This window comes from Enterobacter sp. 04-C-12-SI-ECC (assembly GCF_047530715.1).
In the GTDB taxonomy this organism is placed as follows: domain Bacteria; phylum Pseudomonadota; class Gammaproteobacteria; order Enterobacterales; family Enterobacteriaceae; genus Enterobacter; species Enterobacter bugandensis.
In genome coordinates this window covers 72,946-90,205 of record NZ_JBLKDI010000006.1, presented here as the reverse complement: position 1 = coordinate 90,205, position 17,260 = coordinate 72,946, and the positions used below count along the sequence as shown (strand labels likewise).

Here is a 17,260-nt window from a genome sequence, read left to right as displayed (position 1 = left end):
GTACTGTTTTTCATAAATCTGTCATAAATCTGACGCATAATGGCGCCGCATTACAAACTTGTAACTTAAATAAGATAAGACAGGGCAAAGTATGGCGAGACGTATTCTGGTCGTAGAAGATGAAGCTCCAATTCGTGAAATGGTGTGCTTCGTGCTCGAACAAAATGGCTTCCAGCCGGTTGAAGCGGAAGATTATGACAGCGCGGTGAACCAGCTGAATGAACCCTGGCCCGATCTGATTCTGCTTGACTGGATGTTGCCCGGCGGCTCCGGACTGCAGTTTATCAAACATCTGAAGCGTGAAGCGCTGACCCGCGACATCCCGGTGGTGATGCTCACGGCGCGCGGAGAGGAAGAGGATCGCGTGCGCGGTCTGGAGACCGGCGCGGACGATTACATTACCAAGCCTTTCTCCCCGAAAGAGCTGGTTGCCCGCATTAAGGCCGTCATGCGCCGTATTTCCCCGATGGCGGTCGAAGAGGTGATCGAGATGCAGGGCCTCAGCCTTGACCCAACGTCACACCGCGTGATGACCGGCGAAAATCCCCTCGACATGGGGCCTACCGAATTTAAACTCCTGCACTTCTTTATGACCCATCCGGAACGCGTTTACAGCCGCGAGCAGTTGCTGAATAACGTCTGGGGAACTAACGTGTATGTCGAAGACCGGACGGTTGACGTACATATTCGCCGCCTGCGAAAAGCGCTGGAACTGAGCGGCCACGATCGCATGGTACAGACGGTCCGCGGCACGGGTTATCGTTTCTCGACCCGTTTCTGAATAATGACAGGAGTGTGACGCGTGCTGGAACGTCTGTCATGGAAAAGGCTCGTCTTTGAACTAATCTTATGCTGTATTCCGGCCCTTCTTCTGGGGGCCTTACTTGGGCATCTGCCGTGGTTTCTGCTGGCGGCGGTCACCGGGCTGTTAGCCTGGCATTTCTGGAACCTGCTGCGTCTCTCCTGGTGGCTGTGGGTGGACCGCAGTATGACCCCGCCGCCGGGAAGCGGCAGCTGGGAGCCGCTGCTGTACGGCCTGCACCAGATGCAGATGCGTAATAAAAAGCGTCGCCGCGAGCTGGGAAGCCTGATCAAACGCTTTCGCAGCGGTGCAGAGTCGCTGCCCGATGCCGTTATTCTGACGACCGAAGAAGGGACGATCTTCTGGTGTAACGGCCTGGCGCAGCAGCTGCTGGGCCTACGCTGGCCGGATGATAATGGTCAGAACATCCTCAACCTTCTGCGTTATCCCGAGTTTACGCTGTACCTGAAAAAGCGTGATTTCACCCGTCCCCACAATCTGAAGCTGAATAACGGTCGCCATCTGGAAATCCGCGTGATGCCCTACAGCGATCGCCAGTGGCTGATGGTGGCGCGCGACGTGACCCAGATGCACCAGCTGGAAGGGGCGCGTCGTAACTTCTTCGCCAACGTCAGCCACGAACTACGCACCCCGTTGACCGTGCTGCAGGGCTACCTGGAGATGATGCAGGAGCAAACCCTGGAAGGCGCGCCGCGTGAAAAAGCGCTGCATACGATGCGCGAGCAAACGCACCGTATGGAAGGGCTGGTGAAGCAGCTGCTGACGCTGTCAAAGATTGAAGCGGCGCCTTCTCTTGCGCTGAATGACACCATTGATGTGCCAATGATGCTGCGCGTCGTCGAGCGTGAAGCGCAGACGTTAAGCCATAAAAAACATCAGCTGACCTTTGACGTCGACAACACGCTGAAGGTGCTGGGCAGCGAGGATGAACTGCGTAGCGCCATCTCCAACCTGGTGTACAACGCGGTAAACCATACGCCGGAAGGAACGGATATCGTGGTGCGCTGGCAGCAAACGCCGGCAGGCGCCGAGTTTAGCGTTGAGGATAACGGGCCGGGGATCGCCCCGGAGCATATTCCGCGCCTGACCGAGCGCTTCTACCGGGTGGATAAAGCGCGATCGCGGCAGACGGGGGGGAGCGGCCTGGGGCTGGCGATTGTGAAACACGCGGTGAATCACCATGAAAGCCGTCTTGATATCCAGAGTACCCTGGGTAAGGGAACCCGCTTTAGTTTCGTTATCCCGGAACGATTAATTGCCAAAAAGAGCGCCTGACGGCAGGCGTGTCATTTTACCTTTCCACGGGTCAGCCATCGCTGGCCCGTTTGCTTTGCAGTCAAGCGAAACGCGTGTGAATTTTATACGGTTGGCTGTTTTTTGTTCGCATGATTAGCCATGGGTTTTTCCTATAATTAGCGCATTGTTCTGGTGCGCGTTTTCATACTGGCATATTGTTCTGGTTTTGCGATCCCTCCTTGCCTTTAAACGTTATAAGCGTTTAAATTGCCCCCCAGATACTGTCAGACCGACTGTATTTGCGTGGTAAATCGAAAAACTATTCTTCTCCACGCCAGGACGGGAGCATTTCCCGCTGAAATTGAGCAAATTTTCGGCTGTATCGTCCCGTCAGGGAAATCGAAAAATCTCAACGTTTTCAACACCACATCCACAGGCAGTAAGGTTTTATGACCCATCACTTAAAATCGCGTGACATTATCGCGCTGGGCTTTATGACATTTGCGCTGTTCGTTGGCGCAGGCAACATCATTTTCCCTCCAATGGTTGGCTTACAGGCGGGTGAACACGTCTGGACCGCCGCGTTTGGTTTCCTGATTACTGCCGTGGGCCTGCCGGTACTGACCGTTATCGCACTGGCGAAAGTCGGTGGCGGCGTGGATAGCCTTAGCACCCCGATTGGCAAAGTGGCTGGCGTTCTGCTGGCTACCGTCTGCTATCTGGCCGTTGGTCCGCTGTTTGCCACCCCGCGTACCGCGACTGTTTCCTTCGAAGTGGGCATCGCCCCGCTGACCGGCGACGGCGCGATGCCGCTGTTCATCTACAGCCTGATTTATTTCGCCATCGTGATTCTGGTTTCCCTCTATCCGGGCAAGCTGCTGGACACGGTAGGTAACTTCCTGGCGCCGCTGAAAATTGTAGCGCTGATCGTGCTGGCCGTGGCGGCCATCATCTGGCCAGCCGGCCCGATTAGCGACGCGATGGATGCCTATAAAAACGCCGCGTTCTCTAACGGCTTTGTGAACGGCTACCTGACGATGGATACGCTGGGCGCGATGGTGTTTGGTATCGTTATCGTTAACGCCGCGCGTTCCCGCGGCGTGACCGAAGCGCGTTTGCTGACCCGTTATACCATCTGGGCTGGCCTGATGGCCGGTGTGGGCCTGACGCTGCTGTATCTGGCGCTGTTCCGCCTGGGCTCTGACAGCGCGATGCTGGTTGATCAGAACGCGAACGGTGCGGCTATCCTGCACGCTTACGTTCAGCACACCTTCGGTGGGGCGGGCAGCATGCTGCTGGCGGCGCTGATCTTCCTGGCGTGTCTGGTAACAGCGGTTGGCCTGACCTGCGCCTGCGCAGAGTTCTTTGCGCAGTATCTGCCGCTCTCTTACCGTACCCTGGTGTTTATTCTCGGTATCTTCTCCATGGCGGTGTCTAACCTCGGTCTGAGCCACCTGATTCAGGTCTCTATTCCGGTGCTGACGGCGATCTATCCGCCGTGCATCGTGCTGGTGGTGCTGAGCTTCACCCGTCCGTGGTGGCATAACTCCTCACGAATTATTGCGCCAGCCATGTTTATCAGCCTGATTTTTGGTATCCTTGACGGGATTAAAGCATCAGCGTTCGCTGAAATTCTGCCAGCCTGGACACAGCGTCTGCCGCTGTCCGAGCAGGGCCTGGCCTGGCTGATGCCTACCGTTGTTGCACTGGTTCTGGCGGTTATCTGGGACCGTGCTGCAGGGCGTCAGGTCACATCGAACGCTCATTAATCAACGGCAACAAACTGTTTAACCACGGGGCTTAAGGCCCCGTGGTTTTTTGTTTTTTTCGTGTTGAATGGCAAGATTTAAATGGAAAGCACTAACAAACTTAAACGTGGATTGAGCACGCGCCACATCCGCTTTATGGCGCTGGGCTCTGCTATCGGCACCGGTCTTTTTTATGGCTCGGCAGATGCCATCAAAATGGCCGGTCCAAGCGTTCTGCTGGCCTATATCATCGGCGGCGTGGCGGCGTATATCATCATGCGGGCTCTCGGCGAAATGTCGGTTCACAACCCATCTGCCAGCTCCTTCTCCCGCTACGCGCAGGAAAACCTCGGCCCGCTGGCCGGGTTTATCACCGGCTGGACCTACTGCTTCGAAATTTTGATTGTGGCGATTGCCGACGTAACGGCGTTTGGCATCTACATGGGCGTCTGGTTCCCGGCGGTGCCGCACTGGATCTGGGTGCTGAGCGTGGTGTTGCTCATTTGCGCCGTCAATCTGATGAGCGTGAAGGTGTTCGGCGAGCTGGAGTTCTGGTTCTCCTTCTTCAAGGTCGCGACCATCATCATCATGATTGTGGCGGGATTCGGGATCATCATCTGGGGGATTGGCAACGGCGGCCAGCCGACCGGCATCCATAACCTCTGGAGCAATGGCGGCTTCTTCAGCAACGGCTGGCTCGGGATGGTGATGTCGCTACAGATGGTAATGTTCGCCTACGGCGGCATCGAGATTATCGGCATCACCGCCGGGGAAGCGAAAGATCCGGAGAAATCCATTCCGCGCGCCATCAACTCGGTACCGATGCGTATTCTGGTGTTCTACGTGGGTACGCTGTTCGTGATTATGTCCATCTACCCGTGGAACCAGGTTGGCACTAACGGTAGCCCGTTTGTCCTGACCTTCCAGCATATGGGCATTGCCTTTGCTGCCAGCATTCTGAACTTTGTGGTGCTGACCGCGTCGCTTTCGGCCATCAACAGTGACGTCTTTGGCGTGGGCCGCATGCTGCACGGCATGGCGGAGCAGGGCAGCGCGCCGAAGGTGTTCGCCAAAACTTCACGCCGCGGCACGCCGTGGGTGACGGTGGTGGTGATGACCGTAGCGCTGCTGTTCTCGGTTTACCTGAACTACATCATGCCGGAGAACGTCTTCCTGGTGATTGCGTCCCTGGCGACCTTCGCGACCGTGTGGGTGTGGATCATGATCCTGCTGTCGCAGATTGCCTTCCGCCGCCGTCTGTCGCCGGATGCGGCAAAAGCGCTTAAGTTTAAGGTGCCGGGCGGGGTGGCGACGACCGTGGTCGGGCTGATCTTCCTGGTGTTTATCATTGGCCTGATTGGCTACCATCCGGATACCCGCATTTCCCTGTACGTGGGCTGTGCGTGGATCGTTCTGCTGCTGATCGGCTGGGTGTTTAAGTGCCGCCGTGACCGTCAATTGGCAGAAGCACAGTAATATTTTTATCCCCTCTCCCTCGCGGGAGAGGGAATTTATGCCTCCTCCCCCGTCCTCCTCCCCCAATAAATCTCGTCATGGTGAGCTATCCTTAACCACCCTGTGGCAAGGTGACGTCAATTTCATCAGAGGGGATTCGTGATGTTAAACGCCTGGCACCTTCCGGTTGCCCCATTTGTTAAGCAAAACAAAGACAACCTTGTGATTACGCTCTGGCTGGCGGGGGAAAATCAGCCGGAACGCGTGACGCTCCGCGCCGAAATTGATAACGAAGAGACCGGGCTGAAAATGCACAAGCTGCGCAGCCAGCCGCAGCCGGGGATTACGGCGTGGCGGGCGAATATCGATTTGCGCAGCGGGCAGCCGCGCCGTCGCTATAGCTTTAAGCTTTTGTGGAACAACCGTCAGCTGTGGTTTACCCCGCAGGGGTTTAGCCGTTTCCCACCGGCCCGGCTGGAGCAGTTCGCCGTCGATTACCCGGATAACGGCCCGCAGTGGGTTAACGATCAGGTCTTTTATCAGATTTTCCCGGACCGCTTTGCGCGCAGCGAAAAACGCACCGCCGGCCAGGACAAGGTCTATTACCATCATGCCGCGGGTCACGACATCATCCTGAAAAAATGGGATGAACCGGTGACGGCGCAGGCGGGCGGCTCGACGTTCTACGGCGGCGATCTCGACGGCATCAGCGAAAAGCTGCCGTACCTGAAAAAACTCGGCGTGACGGCGCTGTACCTCAACCCGGTGTTTAAAGCCCCGAGCGTACACAAATACGATACCGAAGATTATCGTCACGTTGACGAGCAGTTTGGCGGTGACGAGGCGCTGCTGCGCCTGCGTGAGAATACGCAAAAGGAGGGGATGCGCCTGATCCTGGACGGCGTGTTCAACCACAGCGGAGATTCGCACGCGTGGTTTGACCGGCATAACCAGTCGATGGGCGGGGCGTGCCATAATCCGGACTCCCCGCAGCGCGACTGGTACAGCTTTAGCGAGGAGGGCCGCGCGCTGGACTGGCTGGGCTACGCGAGCCTGCCGAAGCTGGACTTCCAGTCCCCGTCTCTGGTGAACGAGATTTACGGCGGGGAAGACAGCATCGTGCGTCACTGGCTGAAGGCGCCGTGGAATATGGACGGCTGGCGTCTGGATGTAGTGCATATGCTCGGTGAAGCGGGCGGGGCGCGAAATAACCTTCAGCACGTGGCCGGGATCGCGCGTTCGGCGAAAGCGGCTCAGCCGGAGGCGTTTGTCTTTGGCGAACACTTTGGCGACGCGCGCCAGTGGCTGCAAAATGATGCCGAAGATGCGGCGATGAACTATCGCGGCTTTACCTTCCCGCTGTGGGGATTCCTGGCTAACACCGATATCTCCTACGATCCGAACCATATCGACGCCGAAACCTGCGCCGCATGGATGGATAACTATCGCGCTGGCCTGTCGCATCAGCAGCAGCTGCGGATGTTTAACCAGCTCGATAGCCACGACACCGCGCGCTTTAAATCCCTGCTCGGCAAGGATGTGGCGCGTCTGCCGCTGGCGGTCACCTGGCTCTTCACCTGGCCGGGCGTACCGTGCATTTACTACGGAGACGAAGTGGGGCTGGACGGCAACAACGATCCGTTCTGCCGCAAAACCTTCCCGTGGGAGGCAGAGAAACAGGATAAGGTGCTGTTCAGCCTGTATCAGCGGCTGGCGAAGCTGCGCAAACAGAGTCTCGCCCTGCGCTACGGCGGCTGTCAGGTGGCGTACGCCCACGATAACGTGGTGGTCTTTGTCCGCGTCTATAATCAGCAGCGCGTGCTGGTGGCGATTAACCGGGGCGAGGCCTGCGAAGTGGTGCTGGATGATTCGCCGCTGCTTAAGGTGGCGACGTGGACGAACAAAGAGGGCAAGGCGACGATACAGGATGGCGTGCTGGCGCTGCCTGCGGTATCCGCGACGGTCTGGCTCGGCAGCTAATGCGCTAAAGTTTCCCCTTTTAAGATGGCGCAAATGCAACGATTTGTGTCAATCTTAACGGATCGTTTACGGTGAAGGTGGAAACATGGACGAGCTTTACATCCTTGGCTGTTTATTCCTGGTTTTTGCGCTGTTGGTTGCGCCCGTGCTTGCGGTTATCGGGTTTAATCGAAGCACGGCGGCGCAGCAGGAGATCGCCCGGCTACGCCAGCGCATTGAGGTGCTTGAGCAGCGCGGCGCAGCTCAAGTAGCGCCGGAGACAGAACAGGTGCAAGCGGTCACTCCGGCTGTCGTGACCGCGCCTGTGGCTGAGGACGCGCCCGCGCCTGTCGATCCCTGGCGTCCCGACATTCCTACAGCCGAGGCAAAACCCGCTCCGGCCCCTGTGCCTGCGGCTAAACAGCCTTCTGCCTTTGGTGGCATTGTGACGTCGCTGACGCGCTGGTTTATGCAGGGTAATCCCCTGGCGAAGCTTGGCATTCTGCTGCTCTTCCTCGGCCTCTCTTTCCTGCTGCGCTATACCGTTGAACACTCCCTGTTCCCGCTTGAGCTACGCCTGGTGGCGACGGCGCTGTTTGCCATCGTGCTGCTGGCGGTTGGGTGGCGGCTGCGGCACAAGCAGCCGATCTACGCGCTTATCTTACAGGGCGGGGCGACGGGCATTCTCTACCTGACGGTCTTCGGCGCCTTCCGGCTCTGGCAGATGCTGCCGATGACGCTGGCCTTTGCGCTACTGGTGGTGATTTGCGCCGCGAGCGTTGGGCTGGCCGTGCTGCAGAAAGCGCTGAGCCTTGCCATGCTGGCGAGCCTCGGCGGGTATCTTGCGCCGCTGCTGCTATCTACCGGGGGCGGCAACTTTGTGGCGCTGTTTTCCTTCTATCTCCTGCTTTCCACCGGCATTCTCGCCATCAGCATCTGGCAGCACTGGCGCGAGCTCAACCTGCTCGGGCTGCTCTTTACCTTTGGCGTGGGCGGCCTGTGGGGGCTGAGTGAGTACCAGCCTGAAGACTATTGGATCTGCCAGCTGTTCCTGATTGCCAATACGCTGATATTCGGCGTGCTGAGCGTGGCGCTGTCGCTGCGGGCGCAGGAGAAAGGAAAGCAGATTATTGATGGCGTGCTGCTGTTTGCCCCGCCGCTGATAGGCTTTGGGATGCAGTACGGTATGACCCGGCACTGGGAATATGGTCCGGCCCTGAGCGCTTTGGGATACGGCGCATTTTATCTGGCCCTCGCTTTCCTTGCGCTGCGCCGCTATCCGTCCATCGGGCGACCGCTGGTGATGGCGGCGCTGGCGATCGGCGGCGGGTTTGCCACGCTTGCGATTCCGCTCGCGCTCTCCGCGCGGTGGACGGCGATGGCCTGGGCGCTGGAGGGGCTGGGCATCCTCTGGCTGGGCGTGCAGCAGCACCAGCGACGCATGAGCTATAGCGGGACGGCGCTGCTGGTGCTGGCGCTCGGCAGCGCGCTGTGGGCGCAGATGAACGGCGTTACGCCGCTGAGCCTGCTGCTTATCTTCGCCATCCTTAGCCTTTGCTGGCTGGCTGCGGCCTGGCTGTGGCGGAACCTCTTTCTGCCGGTTAGCTGGGCGCTGCTGGCAGGCGGGCTGCTGTTCTGGCTCGTGGCGCTATTTGGCGCGTCGCGGCTGGTGTTGAAGCAGGAACTGCCTGTTCTGTCAGGCGTGCTGGCGCTTGCCGCCGTCTCGGTCTGGGGCTGGCGATACGTTGCCGCGCGGCTGGCGTGGCGGGAGCTGGATGCCAGTAAATGGCTCCTGTGGCCGCTGATGCTGGTGATGGTGGGCTATCAGCTCTCGCACCAGCAGATGTTTGCCGCCGGCTGGTCAAATCTGGCTTGGGGTATTGCGCTTCCCGCCGCGCTGATGCTGCTGCGGCGCGACGGCGCCCGTTTAGCGCCGCGCATCTCTATGGGGCTGCATCTGGCGCTGTTCTGGATGATATTACTGGCGCTGGCGGCGGAGCTTTACTGGTTTGCCCGGTCGCTGCCGTGGGGCATGGCGGCCTGGGGCAGCGGGCTGGCGATGGCCGCAGGCGGCGGGGTGATTATGGCGCTCTCTGCGGCGGTGCGCCGTCGCGGGTGGCCGTTCCGGGAGTGGCCCGCGCTCTACGCGTGCATAGCACCGATCCCCGTGCTCGCGGCGCTGCTGGTATTGCTGGTGGTGACCAATTTCCAGGACGGCGTGGTTTATCGTCAGACCTGGCTGCCGCTGGTGAACCCGCTTGAAGAAGGCGCGGCGTTCGCGCTGCTGGGGCTGGTGGTCTTTTACCGGGCGGTGGATCGCTACTACCCGACGCAGCTCTTGCAGGCCCGTCCGTGGCCTGCCGTCGCGATTATGGCGTTTGGCTTCTGGTGGCTTAACGGTGCGCTGATGCGCGCTCTGGCCTGGTACGGCGACGTGGCCTGGAATATGGCGTCGCTGTGGGATTCGCGGCTGATCCAGACCTCGTTTGCCCTGTTCTGGATGCTGAGCGCGCTGGTCATCATGGTCCACGCCACCCGTAGGGTTTCCCGTCAGGAGTGGCTTGGCGGTGCCGCGCTGCTGGGCGTGGTGATGGTTAAACTGATGCTGGTGGACAGCGCGGGTGGAGGCGGTCTGTCGCGTGCGGTGGCGTTTATCGGCGTGGCAATACTGGTGCTGATCGTGGGGTATTTCTCGCCGCTACCGCCCAAAACAGGAGATGAAAAATGAAATGGATGAAAGCGGTAGCTTGTACCGCTCTGCTGGCGCTTGCAGGCCCGGCGTTCTGCGACGAGGTACAAACGGAATCGCCCCGGGACTATGCCTTTGGCCGCTCGCTGGATACGTCTGCTCCTTCCCAGTGGTATCGGGTGACGCTGCCGCTCGCCGTCTATACGCAGAGCACGTCGCCGGATCTGCATGATGTCCGCGTCTTTAACCAGTCGGGCGAGCCGGTTCCTTTCAGCCTGGTCACCGCGACGCGTCCGCAGGCGGCAGCGCAATCCACGGCGCTGCGCCTCTTTCCTCTGGACGCCTCACCGCTTGCGCCTGCGCGTGGGGATGAGGGCAGCGATAAGATCCTGCTCCGTTCCGGAAACGGCGTAGAGATTGTGCTGGAGGGGCAAAAAGCCGCCGCAGCCGGGCAGCATTATCTGCTGACCCTGCCGGAGCAGGCTACGGGTGAGATTGCCCTGTCCCAGCTGCAGCTGCTCTGGAATACCCCTCAGGCGCCGTGGCAGGGAACGGCGTCGGTCTATTACAGCGAGGATCTTAAGCGCTGGTATACCCTGCGCGAGGATATGCCGCTGCTGGACGTGATGAGCGGGCAGGATCGTCTTAAGCTCGATCGGATCGATACCGATATCGTTTTGTCTCCCGATACGAATCGCTATCTCCTGGTTGTGCTGAACGCTCAGAGCCAGGGGGTGACCTTAACCGGCGTTAACGCGATTAGCGCTCCTGCGCGGGCGACGCCGGACGCGATCGATCTTGAGGGGGTAGGGGAGCAGCTATCGACAAGCGAAGCGCAGTGGCACTGGGCGCGGCCGCAGCCGCTGAGTGCTATCAGCATTTTTCTGAATGGCGACGGCGTCCTTCCCGTGGAGATAGCGTGGCGGAGTTCGGATAAAGACACATGGCACCCCCTGAAAAAAGAGGTGCTTTACCGTCTGGAGGGCAAAACGTCTTCACCGGTTTCGCTTAGCGGAGGCCTGGTGCAGGCGGTGAAAATCACGACGCTGAATGCGCGCCTGCCGGAATACCTGCCGGGCGTCACCGGGCATCGTGACCGCTATGATTTGGTGTTCAACGCGCAGGGAAAAGCGCCATACGTGCTTGCCTGGGGTAATGGCGCTGCAAAGCCTGCCAGCGTGGAGCCTGACATGCTGATCCCAGCCGACCTGCGCAAAACCTATGATATGGAGCACCTGCCGCAGGCCGACATTCTGGATGATGTCGCGTTAGGCGGCGAGGGGCGTCTGACCGCTACCTCTGCGTCCGAGCGGGAGAGCCGGATGAACGCGCTGCTGGTGTGGAGCGTGCTAATTGCGGGCGTAATTCTGCTGGCGGGAATGGCCTGGCGCATCTGGCGAGAGACGCAGCGTAAGGCATAAAAAAAGGCCCGCATAAGCGGGCCTTCTTCGTAAACCGTGCCGATTACAGGCTGGATACGTTCTCAGACAGGTATTTAGCAACGCCGTCTGGGGACGCAGCCATACCTTCTTTACCTTTTTCCCACTGAGCCGGGCACACTTCGCCGTGCTCTTCGTGGAACTGCAGCGCGTCAACCATGCGCAGCATTTCGTCAATGTTACGACCCAGCGGCAGATCGTTCACAACCTGGTGACGAACGATGCCGTTTGCGTCGATCAGGAAGGAACCGCGCAGCGCAACGCCAGCGTCCGGATGTTCGATACCGTAAGCCTGCTGGATTTCGCGTTTGATGTCCGCAACCATTGCGTATTTCACCGCACCGATGCCGCCGTTTTCGACAGGGGTGTTACGCCATGCGTTGTGTACAAATTCAGAGTCGAAGGAGACGCCAACCACTTCCACGCCACGCTTCTGGAATTCTTCATAACGTTTGTCGAACGCGATCAGCTCAGACGGGCAAACGAAAGTGAAGTCCATTGGCCAGAAGAACAGAACGGTCGCTTTACCGTTGGTGTGCTGTTTGAAGTTGAAGTTTTCAACGATTTCACCGTTGCCCAGAACTGCTGCAGCTGTAAAATCCGGAGCCGGACGAGTTACCAGAACCATATGATTCTCCTGTAGATACTAAGGTTATTTGGAACGCAACGCGAGCCAGTATAGAGAGTGTTCGTTGATAAGACAAAGAGGTGGTGACAATCGTTCCGCCAGCTTTTACCTATCAATGATCGTGCTGTCAGAGCTGCTTGTTTTTCGCCTGCGCCATCATGCGCGGATAGAACTGCCAGAATTGGCTCTCCAGCGCATCGTAATGCTCATCCAGGTCGTACCAGGAGTCGCGCAGCGCATCCAGCCGCGGGCGACGGCTCGCCATGCCATTCAAGACATTCTGGATAAAGTCCATCTCGCGATAGCGCTCCAGCCAGCGTTCCGACCACAGGTAGTTATTCAGATTCACAAAGCGCGGCGGCGAGTCGGGCAGAATTATCGACACCTGCTGGTGGGCGTAGCGCACAAACGCCGGCAACGGCATCTCCGGCGAGAGCTGTTCCCAGTGGCGAGACAGGAAGTGGTCCCACATCACGTCGAGCGTGATCGGCGCAACGCGGCGCGTTTCAGGGCGAAACCACGCTTTCGCTTCCGTCACCTCGGGCAGATTATCAGTGATGACATCAATGCGGCGGTGCATAAAAATCCCGTCGACAACCTCGGGAGAATACGCTTCAGCGGGGTTGCCGCGCACGAAATCGGCCAGCAAATTGCCGGAAAGGGAGCTGTCAGCGAGGTGAGCGAGATGCAGGTGAGCGAGAAAATTCATGCGTTTTATTTGTCCAGTGGCGGCTAGTTGTTGCAGCAAAAGGGTGTGAGCACTAGACTATGCCGCCTGTTTTTAAGTCACGAGTATACGTCATGCGCGTCGCCGATTTCTCCTTTGAACTACCTGAATCCCTGATTGCTCACTATCCCATGCCTGAGCGCAGCAGTTGTCGCTTACTGTCACTGGATGGGCCAACGGGCGAGCTGACGCACGGTACTTTCACCGATTTGCTCGACAAGCTCAACCCTGGCGATCTGCTGGTCTTTAACAATACCCGCGTGATCCCGGCGCGCCTGTTTGGCCGTAAGGCCAGCGGCGGCAAGATTGAAGTGCTGGTCGAACGTATGCTCGATGATAAACGTATTCTGGCACATATTCGCGCTTCCAAAGCGCCGAAGCCGGGCGCGGAGCTGCTGCTGGGTGATGACGAAAGCATCAAGGCGACCATGACCGCGCGCCACGACGCGCTGTTCGAGGTGGCGTTCGACGACGAGCGCACGGTGCTCGATATCCTGAACGCCATCGGCCATATGCCGCTGCCGCCGTACATTGAGCGCCCGGACGAAGAGGCCGACCGCGAGCTGTACCAGACCGTCTACAGCCAGAAGCCTGGCGCGGTCGCGGCGCCAACCGCAGGTCTGCACTTTGATGAACCGCTGCTGGAAAAGCTGCGCGCGAAGGGCGTTGAGATGGCGTTTGTGACGCTGCACGTCGGCGCGGGCACCTTCCAGCCGGTGCGCGTGGACAGCATTGAAGACCATATCATGCACTCCGAGTATGCCGAAGTGCCGCAGGATGTGGTGGACGCGGTGCTGGCGGCGAAAGCGCGCGGTAGCCGCGTCGTGGCCGTCGGTACGACGTCCGTGCGTTCACTGGAAAGCGCCGCGCAGGCAGCTAAAAACGGTCTTATCGAGCCGTTCTTTGGCGATACGCAGATCTTCATCTACCCGGGCTATCAGTACAAAGTGATTGACGCGCTGGTGACCAACTTCCATCTGCCTGAATCGACGCTGATTATGCTGGTCTCTGCGTTTGCGGGTTATCAGCATACGATGAATGCGTACAAGTCTGCGGTAGAACAAAAATATCGCTTTTTTAGCTACGGGGACGCGATGTTTATCACGTACAATCCGCTGGCTTTGAATGAGCGTGTCGGGGAATAAGTCCGCGGCACCGTATGACAACGTTGGACTGTTTTTCTGACGTCGGAGAAAAAATGAAATTTGAACTCGATACCACCGATGGCCGCGCGCGTCGCGGTCGCCTGGTGTTTGATCGCGGCGTGGTGGAAACCCCCGCGTTTATGCCTGTGGGCACGTACGGCACCGTAAAAGGGATGACGCCGGAAGAAGTTGAAGCCACGGGCGCACAGATTATCCTCGGCAATACCTTCCACCTGTGGCTGCGTCCAGGTCAGGAGATCATGAAGCTCCACGGCGATCTGCACGATTTTATGCAGTGGAAAGGCCCGATCCTGACCGACTCCGGCGGCTTCCAGGTCTTCAGCCTGGGCGATATCCGCAAGATCACCGAACAGGGCGTACACTTCCGTAACCCGATCAACGGCGATCCGATTTTCCTCGATCCCGAAAAGTCGATGGAGATTCAGTACGATCTCGGCTCCGACATCGTGATGATCTTCGACGAATGTACGCCGTACCCGGCAGACTGGGACTACGCGAAACGCTCTATGGAGATGTCTCTGCGCTGGGCGAAGCGCAGCCGCGACCGTTTTGACTCCCTGCAGAACAAAAATGCGCTGTTCGGCATCATTCAGGGCAGCGTTTACGAAGATTTACGCGATATCTCTGTTAAAGGTCTGGTAGAGATAGGTTTTGATGGCTACGCTGTCGGCGGTTTGGCTGTGGGTGAGCCGAAGGAAGACATGCACCGCATTCTGGAGCACGTCTGCCCGCAAATCCCGGCGGATAAACCACGATACCTGATGGGTGTGGGTAAACCCGAAGATCTGGTGGAAGGCGTACGTCGCGGCATTGATATGTTCGACTGCGTGATGCCAACCCGCAACGCGCGTAACGGTCATCTGTTCGTTACCGATGGCGTGGTGAAAATCCGTAACGCGAAGCATAAGAGTGACACCAGCCCGCTCGATTCCGAGTGCGATTGCTATACCTGTCGCAATTATTCTCGCGCGTATCTGCATCATCTCGATCGTTGTAATGAGATTTTGGGCGCGCGTCTCAATACGATTCATAATCTTCGCTACTATCAGCGCTTAATGTCTGGTTTACGCAAGGCTATCGAAGAGGGTAAATTAGAGAGCTTCGTGACCGATTTTTACCAACGTCAGGGGCGGGATGTTCCACCGTTGAACGTTGATTAATATTAATAATGAGGGAATTTGAATGAGCTTTTTTATTTCTGATGCGGTAGCGGCAACAGGTGCTCCGGCGCAGGGCAGCCCGATGTCTCTGATCCTGATGCTGGTTGTGTTCGGTCTGATCTTCTACTTCATGATCCTGCGCCCACAGCAGAAGCGTACCAAAGAGCACAAAAAGCTGATGGACTCCATCGCGAAAGGCGATGAAGTGCTGACCAACGGTGGTCTGGTCGGCCGCGTAACCAAAGTGGCTGAAAGCGGCTACATTGCTATCGCCCTGAACGACACCACTGAAGTGGTTATCAAACGTGACTTCGTAGCTGCCGTTCTGCCGAAAGGCACCATGAAGGCGCTGTAATCCCAACTTTTCCCAAAGGGAACTGCCGTGTTAAACCGTTATCCTTTGTGGAAGTACATCATGCTGGTCGTCGTGATTATCGTCGGCCTGCTGTACGCGCTTCCCAACCTGTATGGTGAGGATCCGGCCGTTCAAATCACTGGCGCGCGCGGTGTCGCCGCCAGTGAGCAAACGCTGATCCAGGTCCAGAAAACGTTACAAGAAGAAAAAATTACCGCTAAGTCTGTGGCTCTGGAAGAGGGTGCAATTCTTGCTCGCTTCGACACCACCGACACGCAGCTCCGCGCTCGCGAAGCGCTGATGGGCGTGCTGGGTGACAAATATGTCGTGGCGCTTAACCTTGCTCCTGCAACCCCTCGCTGGCTGGCTGCGCTGAACGCAGAGCCAATGAAGCTGGGTCTTGACCTGCGTGGCGGCGTTCACTTCCTGATGGAAGTGGATATGGATACCGCGCTCGGCAAGCTGCAGGAACAGAATATCGACAGCCTGCGCAGCGATCTGCGCGACAAAGGCATCCCATACACTACCGTGCGTAAAGAAGATAACTACGGCATGAGCATCACGTTCCGCGACAGCGCGGCGCGCGATCAGGCTGTAGATTACCTGACCCAACGTCACCGTGACCTGGTGATCACCTCTCAGGGCAGCAACCAGCTGCGTGCGGTGATGACCGATGCGCGTCTGAAAGAAGCGCGTGAATATGCCGTTCAGCAGAACATCAACATTCTGCGTAACCGTGTAAACCAGCTGGGTGTGGCTGAGCCGCTGGTACAGCGTCAGGGTGCTGACCGTATCGTGGTTGAACTGCCGGGTATCCAGGATACCGCGCGTGCGAAAGAGATCCTCGGTGCGACCGCGACGCTGGAATTCCGTCTGGTGAACTCCAATGTCGATCAGTCTGCCGCGGCGTCTGGCCGTATTCCGGGTGACTCCGAAGTGAAACAGACCCGCGAAGGTCAGCCGGTTGTGCTGTACAAGCGCGTGATCCTGACCGGTGACCACATCACCGACTCCACTTCAAGCCAGGATGAGTACAACCAGCCGCAGGTTAACATCTCGCTGGATAGCGCGGGTGGTAACATCATGTCTAACTTCACCAAGGACAACATCGGCAAACCGATGGCGACCCTGTTCGTGGAGTACAAAGACAGCGGTAAGAAAGATGCAAACGGTCGTGCGGTGCTGGTGAAAGAGGAAGAGGTGATTAACATCGCCAACATCCAGTCTCGTCTGGGTAACAGCTTCCGTATTACCGGTATTAGTAACCCGAACGAAGCGCGTCAGCTCTCGCTGCTGCTGCGTGCCGGTGCGCTGATTGCGCCAATTCAGATTGTTGAAGAACGTACCATTGGTCCAACTCTGGGTATGCAAAACATCCAGCAGGGTCTGGAAGCGTGTCTGGCCGGTCTGGCGGTCTCTATCCTCTTCATGATCTTCTTCTATAAGAAGTTCGGTCTGATTGCGACCTCCGCGCTGATCGCAAACCTGGTGCTGATCATCGGCATTATGTCCCTGCTGCCGGGGGCGACGCTGACCATGCCGGGTATTGCGGGTATCGTTCTGACCCTTGCGGTGGCGGTCGACGCCAACGTACTGATTAACGAACGTATCAAAGAAGAGTTGAGCAATGGTCGCTCTGTTCAGCAGGCGATTGATGAAGGTTACAAAGGCGCGTTCAGCTCTATCTTCGATGCGAACGTAACAACACTGATTAAGGTTCTTATCCTGTATGCAGTGGGTACTGGCGCGATCAAAGGCTTTGCGATTACCACCGGTATCGGTGTCGCAACGTCAATGTTTACCGCTATTGTCGGCACCCGTGCCATCGTGAACCTGCTGTACGGCGGCAAGCGCGTCAAAAAGCTGTCTATCTGA

The 17,260-nt window shown here is 57.9% G+C and carries 13 protein-coding genes; 11 read left to right on the top strand and 2 right to left on the bottom strand.

Annotated elements, in window-relative coordinates:
• Positions 1 to 91 precede the first annotated feature (91 nt).
• The 7 genes from phoB (at position 92) to ACMWL8_RS11065 (ending at position 11,331) form a co-directional block, all read left to right on the top strand.
• Positions 92 to 781: a phosphate response regulator transcription factor PhoB gene (gene phoB, locus ACMWL8_RS11095; protein WP_008503265.1), complete on the top strand. Its 690-nt coding sequence runs from the start codon at positions 92 to 94 to the stop codon at positions 779 to 781.
• Positions 782 to 802: 21 nt separating this feature from the next.
• Positions 803 to 2,098, top strand: a complete 1,296-nt coding sequence (gene phoR / locus ACMWL8_RS11090; RefSeq protein WP_045259885.1) for a phosphate regulon sensor histidine kinase PhoR — start codon at positions 803 to 805, stop codon at positions 2,096 to 2,098.
• Positions 2,099 to 2,508: 410 nt separating this feature from the next.
• Positions 2,509 to 3,828: a branched-chain amino acid transporter carrier protein BrnQ gene (gene brnQ / locus ACMWL8_RS11085; RefSeq protein ID WP_028012134.1), complete on the top strand. Its 1,320-nt coding sequence runs from the start codon at positions 2,509 to 2,511 to the stop codon at positions 3,826 to 3,828.
• An 81-nt stretch (positions 3,829 to 3,909) separates the two neighbouring features.
• Positions 3,910 to 5,283 (top strand): proline-specific permease ProY, encoded by a 1,374-nt coding sequence (gene proY, locus ACMWL8_RS11080; RefSeq protein ID WP_045259886.1) that lies wholly within the window; start codon positions 3,910 to 3,912, stop codon positions 5,281 to 5,283.
• Between the two features lie 141 nt (positions 5,284 to 5,424).
• The gene (gene malZ / locus ACMWL8_RS11075; protein WP_045259887.1) at positions 5,425 to 7,242 is read left to right on the top strand and encodes a maltodextrin glucosidase; all 1,818 of its coding nucleotides are present in this window, start codon (positions 5,425 to 5,427) and stop codon (positions 7,240 to 7,242) included.
• Positions 7,243 to 7,327: 85 nt separating this feature from the next.
• Positions 7,328 to 9,949 carry a DUF2339 domain-containing protein gene (locus tag ACMWL8_RS11070; protein WP_045259888.1) on the top strand — a complete coding sequence of 874 codons (2,622 nt, stop codon included), beginning with the start codon at positions 7,328 to 7,330 and terminating at the stop codon, positions 9,947 to 9,949.
• Positions 9,946 to 11,331: a DUF3999 domain-containing protein gene (locus tag ACMWL8_RS11065; protein ID WP_045259889.1), complete on the top strand. Its 1,386-nt coding sequence runs from the start codon at positions 9,946 to 9,948 to the stop codon at positions 11,329 to 11,331. Before ACMWL8_RS11070 ends, ACMWL8_RS11065 begins: the two co-directional genes overlap by 4 nt.
• 43 nt (positions 11,332 to 11,374) lie before the next feature.
• On the opposite strand, the gene ACMWL8_RS11060 is transcribed toward ACMWL8_RS11065, so the two are convergent.
• Both ACMWL8_RS11060 and acpH read right to left on the bottom strand, forming a co-directional pair.
• The gene (locus ACMWL8_RS11060; protein ID WP_003859113.1) at positions 11,375 to 11,977 is read right to left on the bottom strand and encodes a peroxiredoxin C; all 603 of its coding nucleotides are present in this window, start codon (positions 11,975 to 11,977) and stop codon (positions 11,375 to 11,377) included.
• A gap of 127 nt (positions 11,978 to 12,104) precedes the next feature.
• A complete protein-coding gene (gene acpH / locus ACMWL8_RS11055; RefSeq protein ID WP_041911095.1) occupies positions 12,105 to 12,686 on the bottom strand; it encodes an ACP phosphodiesterase in 582 nt (193 codons plus the stop codon).
• Between the two features lie 92 nt (positions 12,687 to 12,778).
• Here acpH and queA point away from each other — a divergent pair, with 92 nt between their 5' ends.
• From queA to secD, 4 genes are read left to right on the top strand one after another with little or no spacing between them, the layout of a single operon-like run.
• The gene (gene queA / locus ACMWL8_RS11050; RefSeq protein WP_028012140.1) at positions 12,779 to 13,849 is read left to right on the top strand and encodes a tRNA preQ1(34) S-adenosylmethionine ribosyltransferase-isomerase QueA; all 1,071 of its coding nucleotides are present in this window, start codon (positions 12,779 to 12,781) and stop codon (positions 13,847 to 13,849) included.
• Between the two features lie 53 nt (positions 13,850 to 13,902).
• Positions 13,903 to 15,030, top strand: coding sequence for a tRNA guanosine(34) transglycosylase Tgt (gene tgt, locus ACMWL8_RS11045; protein ID WP_045259930.1), 1,128 nt, complete (start codon positions 13,903 to 13,905; stop codon positions 15,028 to 15,030).
• A 22-nt stretch (positions 15,031 to 15,052) separates the two neighbouring features.
• The gene (yajC, locus tag ACMWL8_RS11040; RefSeq protein WP_000007630.1) at positions 15,053 to 15,385 is read left to right on the top strand and encodes a preprotein translocase subunit YajC; all 333 of its coding nucleotides are present in this window, start codon (positions 15,053 to 15,055) and stop codon (positions 15,383 to 15,385) included.
• 27 nt (positions 15,386 to 15,412) lie between these two features.
• Positions 15,413 to 17,260, top strand: coding sequence for a protein translocase subunit SecD (secD, locus tag ACMWL8_RS11035; protein WP_072031998.1), 1,848 nt, complete (start codon positions 15,413 to 15,415; stop codon positions 17,258 to 17,260).

What these genes read in the sequence shown, in the direction of transcription:
- phoB (WP_008503265.1), top strand. Translation starts at nt 92, where the DNA reads ATGGCGAGACGTATTCTGGTCGTAGAAGATGAAGCTCCAATTCGTGAA.
- brnQ (WP_028012134.1), top strand. Translation starts at nt 2,509, where the DNA reads ATGACCCATCACTTAAAATCGCGTGACATTATCGCGCTGGGCTTTATG.
- proY (WP_045259886.1), top strand. Translation starts at nt 3,910, where the DNA reads ATGGAAAGCACTAACAAACTTAAACGTGGATTGAGCACGCGCCACATC.
- malZ (WP_045259887.1), top strand. Translation starts at nt 5,425, where the DNA reads ATGTTAAACGCCTGGCACCTTCCGGTTGCCCCATTTGTTAAGCAAAAC.
- ACMWL8_RS11070 (WP_045259888.1), top strand. Translation starts at nt 7,328, where the DNA reads ATGGACGAGCTTTACATCCTTGGCTGTTTATTCCTGGTTTTTGCGCTG.
- ACMWL8_RS11065 (WP_045259889.1), top strand. Translation starts at nt 9,946, where the DNA reads ATGAAATGGATGAAAGCGGTAGCTTGTACCGCTCTGCTGGCGCTTGCA.
- ACMWL8_RS11060 (WP_003859113.1), bottom strand. Translation starts at nt 11,977, where the DNA reads ATGGTTCTGGTAACTCGTCCGGCTCCGGATTTTACAGCTGCAGCAGTT.
- acpH (WP_041911095.1), bottom strand. Translation starts at nt 12,686, where the DNA reads ATGAATTTTCTCGCTCACCTGCATCTCGCTCACCTCGCTGACAGCTCC.
- queA (WP_028012140.1), top strand. Translation starts at nt 12,779, where the DNA reads ATGCGCGTCGCCGATTTCTCCTTTGAACTACCTGAATCCCTGATTGCT.
- tgt (WP_045259930.1), top strand. Translation starts at nt 13,903, where the DNA reads ATGAAATTTGAACTCGATACCACCGATGGCCGCGCGCGTCGCGGTCGC.
- yajC (WP_000007630.1), top strand. Translation starts at nt 15,053, where the DNA reads ATGAGCTTTTTTATTTCTGATGCGGTAGCGGCAACAGGTGCTCCGGCG.